General features: G+C 65.1%; 13 protein-coding genes. 12 read left to right on the forward strand and 1 reads right to left on the reverse strand.

Translation table 11 applies throughout. The annotated features are described in order from the left end of the window. Positions 1-16: 16 nt before the first annotated feature. From WFQ67_RS22635 to WFQ67_RS22675, 9 genes are read left to right on the forward strand one after another with little or no spacing between them, the layout of a single operon-like run. Entirely contained in the window at positions 17-511 is a 495-nt protein-coding gene (locus WFQ67_RS22635) for a phage tail tube protein (protein ID WP_213629642.1), read from the forward strand. A gap of 3 nt (positions 512-514) precedes the next feature. Beyond that, positions 515-874 (forward strand): phage tail assembly chaperone family protein, TAC, encoded by a 360-nt coding sequence (locus WFQ67_RS22640; RefSeq protein ID WP_213629644.1) that lies wholly within the window; start codon positions 515-517, stop codon positions 872-874. Positions 875-894: 20 nt separating this feature from the next. Further along, positions 895-1,152 carry a phage tail assembly protein T gene (locus WFQ67_RS22645; RefSeq protein WP_213629646.1) on the forward strand — a complete coding sequence of 86 codons (258 nt, stop codon included), beginning with the start codon at positions 895-897 and terminating at the stop codon, positions 1,150-1,152. Between the two features lie 22 nt (positions 1,153-1,174). Beyond that, the gene (locus WFQ67_RS22650; RefSeq protein WP_337058272.1) at positions 1,175-3,658 is read left to right on the forward strand and encodes a phage tail length tape measure family protein; all 2,484 of its coding nucleotides are present in this window, start codon (positions 1,175-1,177) and stop codon (positions 3,656-3,658) included. Further along, entirely contained in the window at positions 3,658-3,999 is a 342-nt protein-coding gene (locus WFQ67_RS22655) for a phage tail protein (protein WP_337058273.1), read from the forward strand. The genes WFQ67_RS22650 and WFQ67_RS22655 overlap by 1 nt, the downstream gene beginning before the upstream one ends. Before the next feature lie 8 nt (positions 4,000-4,007). Beyond that, positions 4,008-5,282, forward strand: a complete 1,275-nt coding sequence (locus tag WFQ67_RS22660; RefSeq protein WP_337058274.1) for a hypothetical protein — start codon at positions 4,008-4,010, stop codon at positions 5,280-5,282. A 2-nt stretch (positions 5,283-5,284) separates the two neighbouring features. Then, positions 5,285-6,109, forward strand: coding sequence for a phage minor tail protein L (locus WFQ67_RS22665; protein ID WP_337058275.1), 825 nt, complete (start codon positions 5,285-5,287; stop codon positions 6,107-6,109). A 2-nt stretch (positions 6,110-6,111) separates the two neighbouring features. Then, positions 6,112-6,894, forward strand: coding sequence for a C40 family peptidase (locus WFQ67_RS22670; protein WP_337058276.1), 783 nt, complete (start codon positions 6,112-6,114; stop codon positions 6,892-6,894). After that, complete coding sequence (locus tag WFQ67_RS22675) at positions 6,894-7,472, forward strand: tail assembly protein (protein ID WP_442969622.1); 579 nt, start codon at positions 6,894-6,896, stop codon at positions 7,470-7,472. Before WFQ67_RS22670 ends, WFQ67_RS22675 begins: the two co-directional genes overlap by 1 nt. A gap of 497 nt (positions 7,473-7,969) precedes the next feature. Here WFQ67_RS22675 and WFQ67_RS22680 read toward each other — a convergent pair whose 3' ends face one another. Continuing rightward, positions 7,970-8,674 carry a hypothetical protein gene (locus tag WFQ67_RS22680; RefSeq protein WP_337058278.1) on the reverse strand — a complete coding sequence of 235 codons (705 nt, stop codon included), beginning with the start codon at positions 8,672-8,674 and terminating at the stop codon, positions 7,970-7,972. A gap of 117 nt (positions 8,675-8,791) precedes the next feature. On the opposite strand from WFQ67_RS22680, the gene WFQ67_RS22685 reads away from it, so the two are divergent. From WFQ67_RS22685 to WFQ67_RS22695, 3 genes are read left to right on the forward strand one after another with little or no spacing between them, the layout of a single operon-like run. Next, a complete protein-coding gene (locus WFQ67_RS22685) occupies positions 8,792-12,145 on the forward strand; it encodes a host specificity protein J (protein WP_337058279.1) in 3,354 nt (1,117 codons plus the stop codon). A 3-nt stretch (positions 12,146-12,148) separates the two neighbouring features. Further along, positions 12,149-12,436 (forward strand): hypothetical protein, encoded by a 288-nt coding sequence (locus tag WFQ67_RS22690; protein ID WP_213629657.1) that lies wholly within the window; start codon positions 12,149-12,151, stop codon positions 12,434-12,436. Continuing rightward, complete coding sequence (locus tag WFQ67_RS22695; protein WP_337058280.1) at positions 12,437-13,099, forward strand: hypothetical protein; 663 nt, start codon at positions 12,437-12,439, stop codon at positions 13,097-13,099. It abuts the gene before it with no gap. The last annotated feature ends 21 nt before the right edge of the window (positions 13,100-13,120 follow it).

The following is a 13,120-nucleotide window of genomic DNA, read 5'->3' on the forward strand; positions in this document are numbered from 1 at the left end:
ACAACGAGGAAAACCCATGTCCGTATTGTCCCAGGGCACCCAGCTCTACGTGCTGGTGCCCAGCCCCGCGGCGCCCGACAAACTCGAAGTGATGGAGTTGCAAGGCGTCACCGCCTTCAGCCCTGGCGGCAACCCAGCCGACCAGATCGAAACCACCACGCTGGACAAAAGCGTGCGCAGTTACATGCGCGGACTGCGAGCACCAGGGCAGGCCACGCTGACCATTTACGCCGACCCTCGCTGCGCGTCCCACGTGCGCCTGCATGCGCTGTCCGAGGACGACAGCATCGAGAGTCTCGCCTGGGCGGTGGGCTGGTCGGACGGCAAGGACATTGCCCCCAAGCTCAACGCCAAGGGCGACGACTTCGAGCTGCCCGACACCCGCACCTGGTTCGTGTTCGACGGGTACGTGAGTGATTTCCCGTTCGACTTCGCGGCCAACGCCATCGTGACCACCGCCGCCACCATCCAGCGCACTGGCGGCTCCGCCTGGATCAGAAAGAAGACCTAAGCCATGCCCTTGTCCCTCGAAAACCTCGCAAGCATGGGCGCCTTCACCGGCGCCCTGGTGGAGCGCGAAATCACCTGGCGGCAGGGCGCGGCCGAGCACCGCGTCACCGTCTACGTGCGGCCGCTGTCCTACCTCACCACCGTCACCGACCTGCGCGCCAGCCGCGACGACAGCGACCCGGTGGCCGCGCGCATCGCCGCCAGCATCTGCAACGCCGAAGGCAAGCCGGTGTTCACCGTGGGCGACATCACCGGGGACGCCAACCCCGAGCGCGGCCCGCTCAACGACCAGCTGGCGCTGGCCCTGCTGGTGGCCATCGGCGAAGTGAACCAGCTGGGAAAGACCAAACGCTCAGCGAGCTAGACGAGCTCTGGCACGAGCTGGTGCTCAACGGCATCGGTGGGCGGACCATAGTCGAGGCCCAGCAGCGGCTCAGCTACCGCGAGTTCCTCAGCTGGGCGCGCTTTCGCAACAAGCGCGGTTCCCTGCACCCCGGCATGCGCATCGAGCGCGGCACCGCGCTGCTGGCCTCCCTCCACGCCAACACCCATGGCAGGGGCGGCTACAGCCTCTATGACTTCATGCCTCACGAGCAGGCACCCGCGCTGACCCTGGAGCAGGCCATGGCCACCTGGGCCTGACCGCCCACAACCGGAGTGATTCATGGCGACCCGATCCCTCGGCCAACTGACCCTGGACCTGATCGCCCGCATCGGCGGCTTCACCGGGCCCATGGACCAGGCCGCGCGCAACGCCGAGAAAAACGCCAGGCGCATGCGCCAGTCCGCCAAGGGGGCGGCGGTGGCCTGGGGCGAACTCACCAAGATCGCCGCCGGTGTGGCGGCCGGATTCTCGGCGCTGTCGGTCATCCGCAGCGTGATCGACAACACCCGCGCCCTGGAGCAGGAACAGGCCCAGCTCGCTGCCGTGCTGCGCTCCACGGGTGAGGCGGCCGGTTTCAACCGCGCCCAGCTCAACGCCATGGCCGAGTCCCTGGCAGGTGTGAGCGTCTACAGCACCAACGAGATCAACCAGGCGCAGACCACCTTGCTCGCCTTCAGCGGCGTGGTGGGCAATGAGTTCACCCGTGCCATGCAGGCCAGCATGGACATGGCCACGCGCACCGGCATGTCCGTCAGCGCCGCTGCAGAGATGGTTGGGCGTGCGCTGGATGTGCCATCCCAGGGCCTCACCTCGCTGAGCCGCCAGGGCTTCCGCTTCAGTGCCGAGCAGAAGCGACTCGCCGAGCACCTGGAAGCCACCGGCCGCACCGCCGAGGCCCAGGCCATCGTGCTGGAGGCACTGGAAGAGTCCTACGCCGGCTCCGCACGTGCCGCCCGCGACACCTACGGCGGTGCGCTCAGTGCGTTGCGCAACACCCTCGACGGCCTGCTCACCGGCGATGAAGCAAGCATGGAGGCCGCGCGAGAGGCGGTGGAGCGCCTCAACGACGTGCTCTCCTCGGAAGACACAAAGGTCGCCTTTGCCGACTTCATCGCCGGCGTGGCGGATGTCGCCACCGAGGTGGCCACCGCGACCGCCCAGCTCGCCGAGTTCGTGCACTGGGTGCATGCCGCGGGCGTAGGCGCCAAGGCCGCGTTCGAGCTGGCCGGCAAATCTGCAGGTGCCGTGGCGGCCATCACCGAGACGGCCACCCTGGGCACCCACTGGTGGGAATACCTCAGCCTGCAGACCGCCCCGGCTGCCATCAGCCGGGGGCTGATCAGCAACTGGAAGCAGACCCGCGAAGTCATCGACGCCGCCGGCGAAGACCTTGCCGCCACCACCGAGCACTACGCTGCGCGGATCGACGAGATCCTCGAACGGCCGGTGGACGGCTCGGCGGTCGAGCAGCACACCCGGGTCATCGACGGGCTGCTGGGTGATGTTGCCAGCAGCGCAGGGGATGCCGCCGAGGCCTTAGCGGCCATGGACGAGCAAGCCCTGCGCGCGGCACAGCGGGCCTTCGAGGCCCTGCAGAAGCAGGTGGACGCCCTCAGCCTGCAGGCCCGCACCCTCGGCATGGCGGCGGATGAGGAGAAGCTCTACCGCCTCGCCGTCGAAGGCGCCACCGAAGCCCAGCTCGCCCAGGCCAAGGCGGCCCTGGAGCAGATCAGCGCCTTCGAGCAGCAGAAGAAGATTCAGGAGGACTACCGCCGCCTGGTGGGCGAACTGCTCACCGACGAGGAGAAGCTCACCGAGCAGGCCCGCGCGCGCCTGGCCGTGCTCGATGCCATGCGTGACATCAGCGCCGAGGAGCGCGAGCAGCAGGCCGGCCGCATTGCCGCTGCCGTGGTCACCGATGCGCCCAGCTTCGGCGGCCTGGCCCCGGAGGTGGGCGGCCCCATGGGCGAACTGGGCAAGCTCGACCAGGCCGAGCAGGAGCTGGAGCGCTGGTACGCCACCCAGCTCGACATGCTGGAGCAGTTCCGCGCTGAGCGTGCCGACATGACCGAGCAATGGGATGCCCAGGAACAGGCCGTGAAAGCCCAGCATGAGGCACGGCTGGACGAGATCGAGCAGGCCCGCCAGCGGGCGCGCATGGCGTCGGGGGAAGCCTTCTTCGGCGGCATGGCCGGGCTGGCCAAGGCCTTCTTCGGCGAGCAGTCCTCGCTCTACAAGGCCATGTTCGCCGTCGAGAAGGGCTACGCCATGGCCAAGGCCATGATCAACGTGCCCAAGGCCTACTCCGAGGCCTATGCCGCCGTGGTCGGCATCCCCGTCGTGGGGCCGGTGATGGCGCCGGTGGCGGGTGCGGCCGCAGCCGTCGCGCAGATGGCCCAGGCCTCCAGCATCGGCTCCATCAACCTCGCCGGCATGGCCCACTCAGGCCTCGACGAGATCCCACGCGAGGGCACCTGGCTGCTGGACCGTGGCGAGCGGGTGGTAGACGCCCGCACCAACGCCGACCTCAAGGATTTCCTCGCCAGCCGCCAGGCCATCGACAGGCCTGCCAGTGCCCCGGTCGTACAGGTGACCGTGAACGTGGACAGAGATGGCAACTCCAGCACCGAGGCCACGGCACCGCAGGAGTACGAACGCATGGGCCAGCAACTGGGCCAACTGGTGGACGAGGCCGTGCGCCGCGCCATCCAGCAGGAGCAACGCCAGGGTGGGCTGCTCGACCCGACACGGGAGCGACGCTGATGGAAACCTTCGACTTTCCCGTTCTGGTCGGCGCCAGCGGCGAGGTGCGCCAGGCGGTGCTGGAGAACCGCTTCGGCGATGGCTACGTGCAACGCATCGGCGTCGGCCTCAACAACCAGTCGCAGCAGTGGTCGGTCTCCGTCACCGGCACCTTCGGGCAGCGCAATGACATCGCCCCGGTACGGGCCTTCCTCGACCGCCATCAGGGCTGGCGCAGCTTCATCTGGACGCCACCCGGCGGCGAACAGGGGCTGTATATCGCCAACGGCTACCGCACACGCGCGCAAGGCAATGGCGTGTTCACCCTGAGCTGGACCTTCGAGCAATCCTTTCATCCCTGAGGCAGAGCATGAGCATCGAACCCATCGACCTGGGCCTGGCCCCGGACGGTGAAAAAGGCGACAACGCCCGCGAAGCATTCGACAAGGTCAACCGCAACCTGCAGGCGCTCGAGGACGGCAAGCAGGCCAAGGCGCAGAACCTCACTGCCCTGGCGGAGCTGCAGGGCGCGGTGGACCGCCTTCCGTACTTCACGGGTGCCGGCGCACTCAGCCTGGCCGTGTTGACCCAGGCCGCGCGGGATTTTCTCGCCGCCCCCAGTGCTGCACAGCGGCAGCAGGCACTCGGGCTGGGCAGTGCGTCCCTCCACGCGATACTCGATGGCAGCGAGGATCGCACGCGTGGGCGGGTCATACGGTCCGGCGATGCAGGCATCGCCGGCTACTTCGACATGCGCGGGACGGTCTATGAAACCGGCACGCCGGCCGATGTCGCCGGCCATGGCTTTCAGGTCGGCTTTTCCCAGGGCGCCAATATCGGCGTTCGCGGAGGCTACTGGGAGGCGAGCCCCTACGGGGTACTGACGGTAGTGGCTCCGCTGCCGGGGATCACAAGCAACCCTGCCATCGGCGCGACGCATCAGCGCATCTACAGCTCCTATGACCGGACCTTCGTGCAGTACGCCGCCAGCCCCAAGGCCTGGTCTGGCTGGATGGAGACGATGCACTCGGGTAGCTACGCGCGTATCGCCAGTGACATCGCCGTCACTTTCAAGGCACGGCAGACCTTCGACGCCAGCAGCGCCAACAGGCTCGATTACTTCTGCGCGGAGTTCATCACGTCTGCCGGCACCACCAACGCGGGGAGGGTGTTGTTCAGCCAGAGATCCACCTATGGGCTGGCTCTGGCCATGAACGGCTCGGGTAGTGAGTCGGCATCTGCCACCTTCCAGTGGGTTCGTTGTAGAGATGGGGCGCTGCAATCCAGCCCGCTCACCTTCACCTACAGCGGCAACGTCCTGGCCCAGGGCTACGTGCGCCTGGGAGCGGATGCGCCGGCCATCAAGCAACGCAAGCTGACCGGTACGACGCCCGGCAAGGCCGGCACGGCCGTGGTCATTGCCCATGGCTTGCCCGTGGCGAAGATCCTGGCCGTGGAGGTGCTCATCGAATACCTGCCCAACCAGCTCATCCCGGCCCTGACCGCAGGCGCCGCTCCCGGCATGGCCGGCTTCCAGATCGAGTGGTACGTGCTGTCGAACGGTATCCAGCTGGTGGCCACCGCCGATGGGTCGGATGAGGTGCTGTCCAAGCCCGTCCGCATCCTGGTCACCTACGAGGAGTAACCGTGTTCAGCGCCGATATCCAGCGCCTGCAACCAGGCAGCCAGGTACGCCTGTTTGAAGTGGATTGCACGCCGATGGGGGGCGAGGTCCTGCGCTTCCATGGCCATGCAATCGCATCGCGGCCCGAGCAACTGGAAACAGACGAGAACGCTCTCTACGCCGGCTCGCTGCACTGGAAGGCCGGTGACTCATCCAAGCGGGCGGGGCAGGGGCGTTCCATCTCGTATGAAGTGGGCCGCGCCGTACCCATCATCTGGCAGGGCGAGACCTACAGGGCCATCAGCATCGACGCCCAGGGCTTCGACCTGCGCGGGGAAGGGCGCCAGGCTGCGCCCACGCTCAGCATCGGTAACCTCATCGACGGCGTGCAGGGTGCAGTATCGGCCTTGTGCCTGGCGCTGCGGGATCTTGCCGGCGCCAAGGTCACCTACCGCGAAACCTTCGTCCACTACCTCGATGCGGCCAACTTCGAAGGCGGCAATCCGGAGGCAGCCCACCAGGAGCGCGTCAGCATCTGGTACATCGAACAGAAGGTGGATGAAGACGAGCAGCGCGTGCAGTTCGAGCTCTCCGCCCCGACGGACCTCCAGGGCATCCGCCTGCCGCTGCAGCAGATCACCAGCCGCTGCCGCTGGGCGCACATGGGCCAGTACCGTGGCGAGGCCTGCAACTACCTGGGCACGGCGCTCTTCACCAAGCGCAACGAGCCCACCGACAACCCCGCCCTGGACCGCTGCCGGGGCGACTGGCGCGCCTGCAAGCTGCGGCGCAACACCGCCCGCTTCGGCGGCGCCCTGGCCTCCAGCCTGCTGCACAGTTCGAGGTAGCCATGATCATCAACAAGCACCTGCGTGCCGCCATCCGTGAGCATGCCGAGCGCGAGCACCCGCGCGAAGCCTGCGGTCTGCTCATCCGCAGCGCTGAGCGGCGCGAATACGTGCCTTGCGGGAACATCGCCCGTACCCCCAGCGAGCACTTCATCATCGACCCGGCCGACTGGGCCCAGGCCGAAGACCGGGGCAGGGTGCTCGCCATCATCCACAGCCACCCCGACGCAACCGCCGCCGCCAGCATGGTCGACCGCGTGGCCTGCGAGCTTCATGGCCTGCCCTGGGGCATCGTCAGTTGGCCGGGTGGGGACATGGAGTGGATTCAGCCCAGCGGCTATAGCGCGCCGCTGCTCGGCCGCGACTTCGGCCACGGCATGCTCGACTGCTGGGCCGCCTGCCGCGACTGGTACGCCCGCGAAGCCGGCATCCAGCTCCCCGACTTCCAGCGGCCCGACCTCTGGTGGGAAGACCCGCACAGCCCCAGCTTCTACGAAGACAACTACGCCGCCTGCGGCTTCGAGCGGGTCGAACAGCCCTGGCGCGGCGACTTGCTTGTGCTGCAGATCCCCAGCCCGGGACGCCCCTGCCATCACCCCAACCACGGTGCCATCTATCTGGGCGACGACCCCAGCTTCAGCAGCGAGCCGGCCCCGCCGCTGGGCGGCACCGGCCCCTTCATCTTCCACCACCTGTACGGCAGCGCCTCGCGCCGCGACGTGTTCGGCCACTCCATGGGCCAGCGCGTGCGGCTCATCCTGCGTCACAAGGAGTACCCGGTATGATGCGCACCATCCGGCTCTACGGAGTACTACGCCAACGCTTCGGCCGCGAGTACCGACTCGACGTCATCAGCCCCGCAGACGCCATCCAGGCGCTGTGCCAGATGCTCCCCGGCTTCGAGCGCTTCCTCGCCACCGCCGAAGAGCGTGGCCTGGTGTTCGCCGTCTTTGCCGGCAAACGCAACCTGGGCGAGCACGACCTCAGCCTGCAGGGCGCAGACGAAACCGACATCCGCATCGCGCCCATAGTCGCCGGCAGCAAACGCGGCGGGCTGTTTCAGGTCATCGTCGGCGTGGTGCTGATCGTCGCCGGCGTGTTCACCGGCGGTACCAGCTCGGCGGCAGGCCTGGCCATGCTCGGCGCGGGCGCCGGGCTCGCAATCGGCGGGGTGATGCAAATGCTTTCACCCACCCAGGGGCAGGTCAGGGCACGGGAGGAGGAGGGCAACGCCGCCAGCTACGGCTTCGGCGGCGCTGTCAGCACTATCGCCCAAGGCAACCCGTGGCCCCGGCTCTATGGGGAGCGGGAGATTGGCGGGGCCGTGGGGAGTGCGGGGATTTATGCGCAGGATCAGGTTTGAACTTAGACGTGTGCGACTGGATCATGCCGGAAGTAGTGCCTGGCACCGCAAACACTCTTGGGGTCGTCTTTGAGAACGGTCCAAAAGGAAGATGTCAGCGGCCTCTTTACCGTGAAAAGGCAAATGAATTGGCCTTCATCCAGATCATAGACAACTCGTTCTACGACGGGAGCCTCTTCGCCCCGGGAAGTCTCCCAAAGTGTGCAGCTTGTGCCTTGCTCAAAGCGCATCCCCAGAGAGGGGATGAATGGCAGTTCTAGATTATGGGAGTAACCACCAACTACGTCCCCATCCTCAACCAGTCGTGCTACAAACATGATCTTAAACATATGCGTTCCTGTGGCATGCATGCCTTTGTCATTGAGGGCTCATGCTAACTCAGCTTTTGAGCTTAATCGAGCGATCTGACGGCGGACTGATTTCACTTTAAGTGAACATGCTTTCTAGCTCTGAATGGCTGGTTCAGGGATACCTGATTTCACTTGTCCAGCGTGAGGCTACATGTACGCCGGGTCATGTTGGCGAATGTTATAAAAGCAAACGCCAAAACTCTCCTTGGTTGGATCGCTTTTATAGTCGAAGTCCATGCAAATATTTGTCGATCCATAACTTGCAATCCAAGTGCCGCTGGTAAAGCTGTCATCGCTGAAAATGACTCTAATTTTATCCTTGGTGAACTGTTCGTATTGCTTGAGTCCTGCTTGAAAGATTATGTTTTCTATACGTTTTCTTTGGATAATTTTCTTTTCTTGAATTCTGGCGTTTTGTCTGAGCTTTCTTGTGTGTATGAGTAGGCTGTCAACTTGAAAAGATTTTCTGAGCCACATTATTTCGAAGTAGAATACTGGGATGGCGGCGAGTATAGTTAGCGGTTTGTCTATCTTTTCAAGCAGGGTCAATATATACCAAGAGGCAGTAGAGGTGCAGAAAAGTATAAGGAATGCGTAGTTTTTGGCTATTTCTCGGTTCACGGCAGTCTGGTCAAAGCGTATGGCTTTCACTTTTAGTAAGCTGTTACGAATGCCATGACGTAAAAATTTCCTTGTAGCTATTGCCGCTCTGCTCTTGAAGGCGGGTAGATGTTTAAGAATTCGGACAGCTAGAATCCAAATAGGCTTCATCCATTGAGGAGACAAGCCGATTATGATTGGAAGCCATACTTCAGTTTTACTTAATACAGAGATGATTTCTGATATTGACACGCCTCTCTCCCTGGCTTTGTAGTGGCATGTTGATGTTATCCGTTGTGCCTTTGTGAGCCAATATGATTGGACCAGAAGCCCGCCTAGAGCGGGCTTTTTCATGCCCGCAGGAAACCCATGACCGCACTCCAAGCACCCGCCACCGGCGCCAAGGGCGGCAAGAAAAAGCAGCGCCACCCCTCCATCGCCCGCGACAGTACGCCTTCGACGGCGGTCGCCAAGCTGCTCTACATCTACAGCTGGGGCGAGATAGTCGGGCCGGTGGATGGCCTGCGTTCGGTGATGATCGACGGCACGCCCGTGATGGCCGAGGATGGCAGCCTCAACTACCCGGATGTGAAGTGGCAGTTCCGCCCCGGCGCCCTGCATCAGGAGCCGCTGGAGGGCTTCCCCGAGGTCAACAACGAGCTGGGCGTGGGAGTTGAGCTGCGCTCCGGCACCCCCTGGGTGCGTGCGGTCACCACGCCTGAGCTGAGTGCAATCCGTTTGCGCCTGTCCTGGCCGCACCTGCAGAGCCAGGACAGCGCCGGCAACATCAATGGCTGGCGTATCGCCTATGCCGTGGACGTGGCCACCGATGGCGGCCCCTTCATCACGGCGCTGGAGAGCGAGGTCAGCCGCAAGAACACCACCAAATACGAGCGCAGCCACCGCATTGACCTGCCTGCAGGCAGCCGCTGGACGGTGCGCGTGCGGCGCCTCACCGACAACCAGTTCAGCTCGCTGATTTCCGACTCCATGTACGTCGAGTCCATCACCGAGGTGATCGACGCGGACATGACCTATCCGCTTACCGCCGTCGGCGCCATCGAGTTCGACGCCGTGCAGTTCGGCGGGCGCACGCCCAAGGTTTCCGTCCTCATGCGGGGTGCGATGATCCAGGTGCCCGCCAACTACGATCCCGAGCTGCGTCTGTATTCCACCAGCGGCCCAGGCACCTCCGGCGGGGTGTGGGACGGCACCTTCAAGGTCGCCTACACCAACAACCCGGCATGGATCTGGTACGACCTGGTCACCAACCCCTACCTCGGCCTCGGCCAGCGCATCACGGCGGACATGGTCAACCGCTGGGCGCTCTACCGCATCGCCCAGTACTGCGACCAGCTGGTGCCGGACGGGCAGGGCGGCATAGAGCCGCGTTTCACCTGCAACCTCTACCTGCAGCAACAGGCCGAGGCGCATGTGGTGCTGCAGGACATCGCCGCCATCTTCCGGGGCATGTGCTACTGGGACGGCCAGCAGATGGTCGCCACCGCCGACATGCCGCAAGACCCGGTCTACAGCTACACCCGCGCGAGCATCAAGGGGCCGATCAAGTACACCGGCACCCGCTGGCGCGACCGCCGCTCCCTCGCCCTGGTCAGCTGGGACAACCCCGCCAACGGCTTCGAGACCGAGCAGGAACCGGTGTGGGACGAGGAGGCCATGGCCGACTACGGCCTGCGTGAGCTGCGCATGGGCGTTGTGGGGTGCACCAGCCTCGGCCAGGCCCAGCGTGCCGGTGACTGGGCGCTGAAGACCGAGAAGCTGCAGACGCGCCCGGTAACCTTCAGCGTCGGCCTGGACGGCCATATCCCGCGCCCCGGACAGGTCATCACCCTCAGTGACGAGCTGCTCGCCGGCCGCGCCAACGGCGGGCGCATCCGGGCCGCCTCCGGCCGCATCATCACCCTCGATCGCGAGGTGGAAGTGCCCGCCGGCTCGCGCCTGCTGTGCAACCTGCCCAGCGGCCGCAGCGAGGCGCGTGAGGTGCGCTTCGCCAATGGCAAGCAGCTCACGCTGGCCGCGCCCTATAGCGAGCGGCCACAGCCCGAAGCCGTGTGGGTGCTGGATGCCGGCGACCTCGCCGCCATGCAGTTCTACATCTACAACGTTACGCGCCCTGACTGGGGCAGCTTCAAGATCGAGGGCATCCAGTACGAGCCCGGCAAATTCGAGCTGATCGACCACGGCGCGGTGATCGAAGAGCGCCCCATCAGCATCATCCCGCCCAGCGTGCAGGCGCCGCCCGGCAAGGTGGAAATCAGCCAGCACCTGGCGGTGGACCAGGGCCTGTCCATCACCACCATGACCATCGCCTGGAGCGCCGCGCCCAACGCCGTGGCCTACCAGGTGGAGTGGAAGTGGAACGACCGCGACTGGGTGCGCGTGCCGGATACCGGCGAGCTGTTCATCGACGTACCCGGCATCTATGCCGGGCAGTACCTGGCGCGTGTCAGGGCGATCAACGCCCTGGGCGCTGCGTCCCTGCCGGCCAGCAGCATGCTCACTCACCTCGAAGGCAAGAAGGGCGCACCGCCGGTACCGAGCTTTCTCGCCACCGACAGCCTGCTGTTCGGCATCGGCCTGCGCTGGGGCTTCCCCGAGGGCACGGCCGATACCCAGTACACCGAGCTGCAGCGGAACACCTCACCCACCGAAGAGCGCGCCCGGCACCTGGGCAACTTCGCCTACCCGCAGCGCGCCCACTCGCTCACCAGCCTGGCCGCCGGCGCCGAGCTCTGGTTCCGCGCACGGCTGGTGGACCGTGCCGGCAACATCGGTGCCTGGACGGAGTGGGCGAGGGGCCAGGCCAGCAGCGATGCTGGCCCCATCCTCGACTACCTGGGTAAGCAGGTCTCTGAGACCCAGCTCGCCAAAGGGCTGCTTGAGCGCATCGAGCTGGTGGATGGCCCCGCCAGCAAGCCCGGCAGCGTCGCAGCGCGGGTGAAGTCCGAGAGCGATGCGCGTATCAGTGCCGATAGCGCCCTGGGCAAGCGTATCGACTCGGTTGCTGCCACCTCCCTGCAAGCGGCTGCCCTGGTTCAGGGTGAAGCGACCGCACGCGCGGACGCGGACGCCGCCCTCGGTCGCCGGGTCGACTCGGTGAGCGCGACTGCCCAGCAGGCCTCAGCTGCGGTGCAGGCCGAAGCCAAGGCCCGTGCCGATGCCGATGGCGCCCTGGGCCGCCGCGTCGACACCATCCAGGCGGTGGCCAACAACGCCTCGGCCAGCGTGCAGCAAGTCAGCCAGGCGCAGGTGCGCACGGATGGCCGGCTCTCGGCGATGCACACCATCAAGACCGAAGTAGCCCGCAACGGCCAGACCTACATGGCAGGCATCGGCGTCGGGGTGGAGAACACCCCCGGCGGCATGATCAGCCAGGTCCTCATCTCTGCCAGCCGCTTCGCCATCATCGATCCCAACTCCGGCACCACCGTCTACCCCTTCGTGGTGGAGAACGGCCAGATCTTCATCAACGAAGCCTTCATCGGAAAGCTGGATGTGCGCGAGGCGCTGCTGGAGGCAACGCTGGAATCGAAGGCTCGGCTGCCGGACGGTTCACCGGTACTGAGCCTCAACTTCAAAACGGGCGAGGTGCGCTTCGGCAGCGCCATCCCAGGGGGAGGGCGTATGACGCTCAACAACCGACTGCTGGAGATCTTCGACGCAGCCGGTACACGTCGCATCCGGCTTGGGCTGTGGGGGTAAGGCATGCGCGCAGGGTTGCAGATCTGGGACGCCTCGGGCCGCCAACTGCTGGATACGGACGACCGCACCGGGCTGGTGCTGGGCTTCGTGGATACGGGCGGTGTGAGCGGGAGCAGGACGGTCCAAGGCCCACCGGGCCAGGTGTTCTTCTTCAGCCTGCCCCGTGGCTCCATCCAGCGCGGCGGCAAGACGGCGCGCGTGGTGGTCGAGAACCGGACCATCTCCTGGTCCTACATAGTCGGCAGGGGCGAGTACGCCGTGCCCGTACGCATCATCTACGGGGTGCGCTGAATGCTTGCGGGAATCGAGATCGTCAATGACTGGGGCACTACCCAGATCACCGAGGCCTACGCCAACTTCGTGTTCATCGGCAAGTACCAGGTGCCCCTCAGCAGCTACGTCGGATACTTCAGCATCCGCGCCACCAACCCGATTCTGGCCTTCCGAGGCGCTCGAGCCTGCGTCACGGCGTTCACCTTGAACGGCGACATGCATCACTTCACCTTGCGCGGTGTGGATAGCGGCATCACGGTCTATGTGTTCGACAGCCCTCCATCTGCTATGCCCAAGGCGCGAGAGGGGCTGCAGGTGTTCAAGGCGGACGGCAGTCTCGGATACGACTCCAGCTTCCCCTACATGAAGATCCTGCAGATTTCGCCCGTGCCCGCGCCGCTCCCTATAGACCGCTTCAAGCCTTACGACCATCGCGAGCTACAAGCTCCTGCAGGGCGCACCTGTGCTGTCTTCATCGGTTACCACCGTATGGGCGAATACCACATTCCCTTCACTGAGGTGCTCTACCTGAAGGATGCGGTTGGCATCATCGGGCAGACGGCAAGCATCGGCGCGCTGCCGTGGGGTAACCAAGGTGGGAACAACACGGGGAGCAGCGGGGTGCGCTACGACATCAACCCGCCGCCGGCGATTGTGTTTGTGGACGTAGAAGGGCTTTAGAATCGAGGCTGGGATGAAACA

The sequence above is a fragment of the Pseudomonas sp. USHLN015 genome (genome assembly GCF_037153275.1).
GTDB classification, from domain to species: domain Bacteria; phylum Pseudomonadota; class Gammaproteobacteria; order Pseudomonadales; family Pseudomonadaceae; genus Metapseudomonas; species Metapseudomonas tohonis.

What these genes read in the sequence shown, in the direction of transcription:
- WFQ67_RS22640 (WP_213629644.1), top strand. Translation starts at nt 515, where the DNA reads ATGCCCTTGTCCCTCGAAAACCTCGCAAGCATGGGCGCCTTCACCGGC.
- WFQ67_RS22675 (WP_442969622.1), top strand. Translation starts at nt 6,894, where the DNA reads ATGCGCACCATCCGGCTCTACGGAGTACTACGCCAACGCTTCGGCCGC.
- WFQ67_RS22670 (WP_337058276.1), top strand. Translation starts at nt 6,112, where the DNA reads ATGATCATCAACAAGCACCTGCGTGCCGCCATCCGTGAGCATGCCGAG.
- WFQ67_RS22685 (WP_337058279.1), top strand. Translation starts at nt 8,792, where the DNA reads ATGACCGCACTCCAAGCACCCGCCACCGGCGCCAAGGGCGGCAAGAAA.
- WFQ67_RS22660 (WP_337058274.1), top strand. Translation starts at nt 4,008, where the DNA reads ATGAGCATCGAACCCATCGACCTGGGCCTGGCCCCGGACGGTGAAAAA.
- WFQ67_RS22650 (WP_337058272.1), top strand. Translation starts at nt 1,175, where the DNA reads ATGGCGACCCGATCCCTCGGCCAACTGACCCTGGACCTGATCGCCCGC.
- WFQ67_RS22695 (WP_337058280.1), top strand. Translation starts at nt 12,437, where the DNA reads ATGCTTGCGGGAATCGAGATCGTCAATGACTGGGGCACTACCCAGATC.
- WFQ67_RS22655 (WP_337058273.1), top strand. Translation starts at nt 3,658, where the DNA reads ATGGAAACCTTCGACTTTCCCGTTCTGGTCGGCGCCAGCGGCGAGGTG.
- WFQ67_RS22690 (WP_213629657.1), top strand. Translation starts at nt 12,149, where the DNA reads ATGCGCGCAGGGTTGCAGATCTGGGACGCCTCGGGCCGCCAACTGCTG.
- WFQ67_RS22635 (WP_213629642.1), top strand. Translation starts at nt 17, where the DNA reads ATGTCCGTATTGTCCCAGGGCACCCAGCTCTACGTGCTGGTGCCCAGC.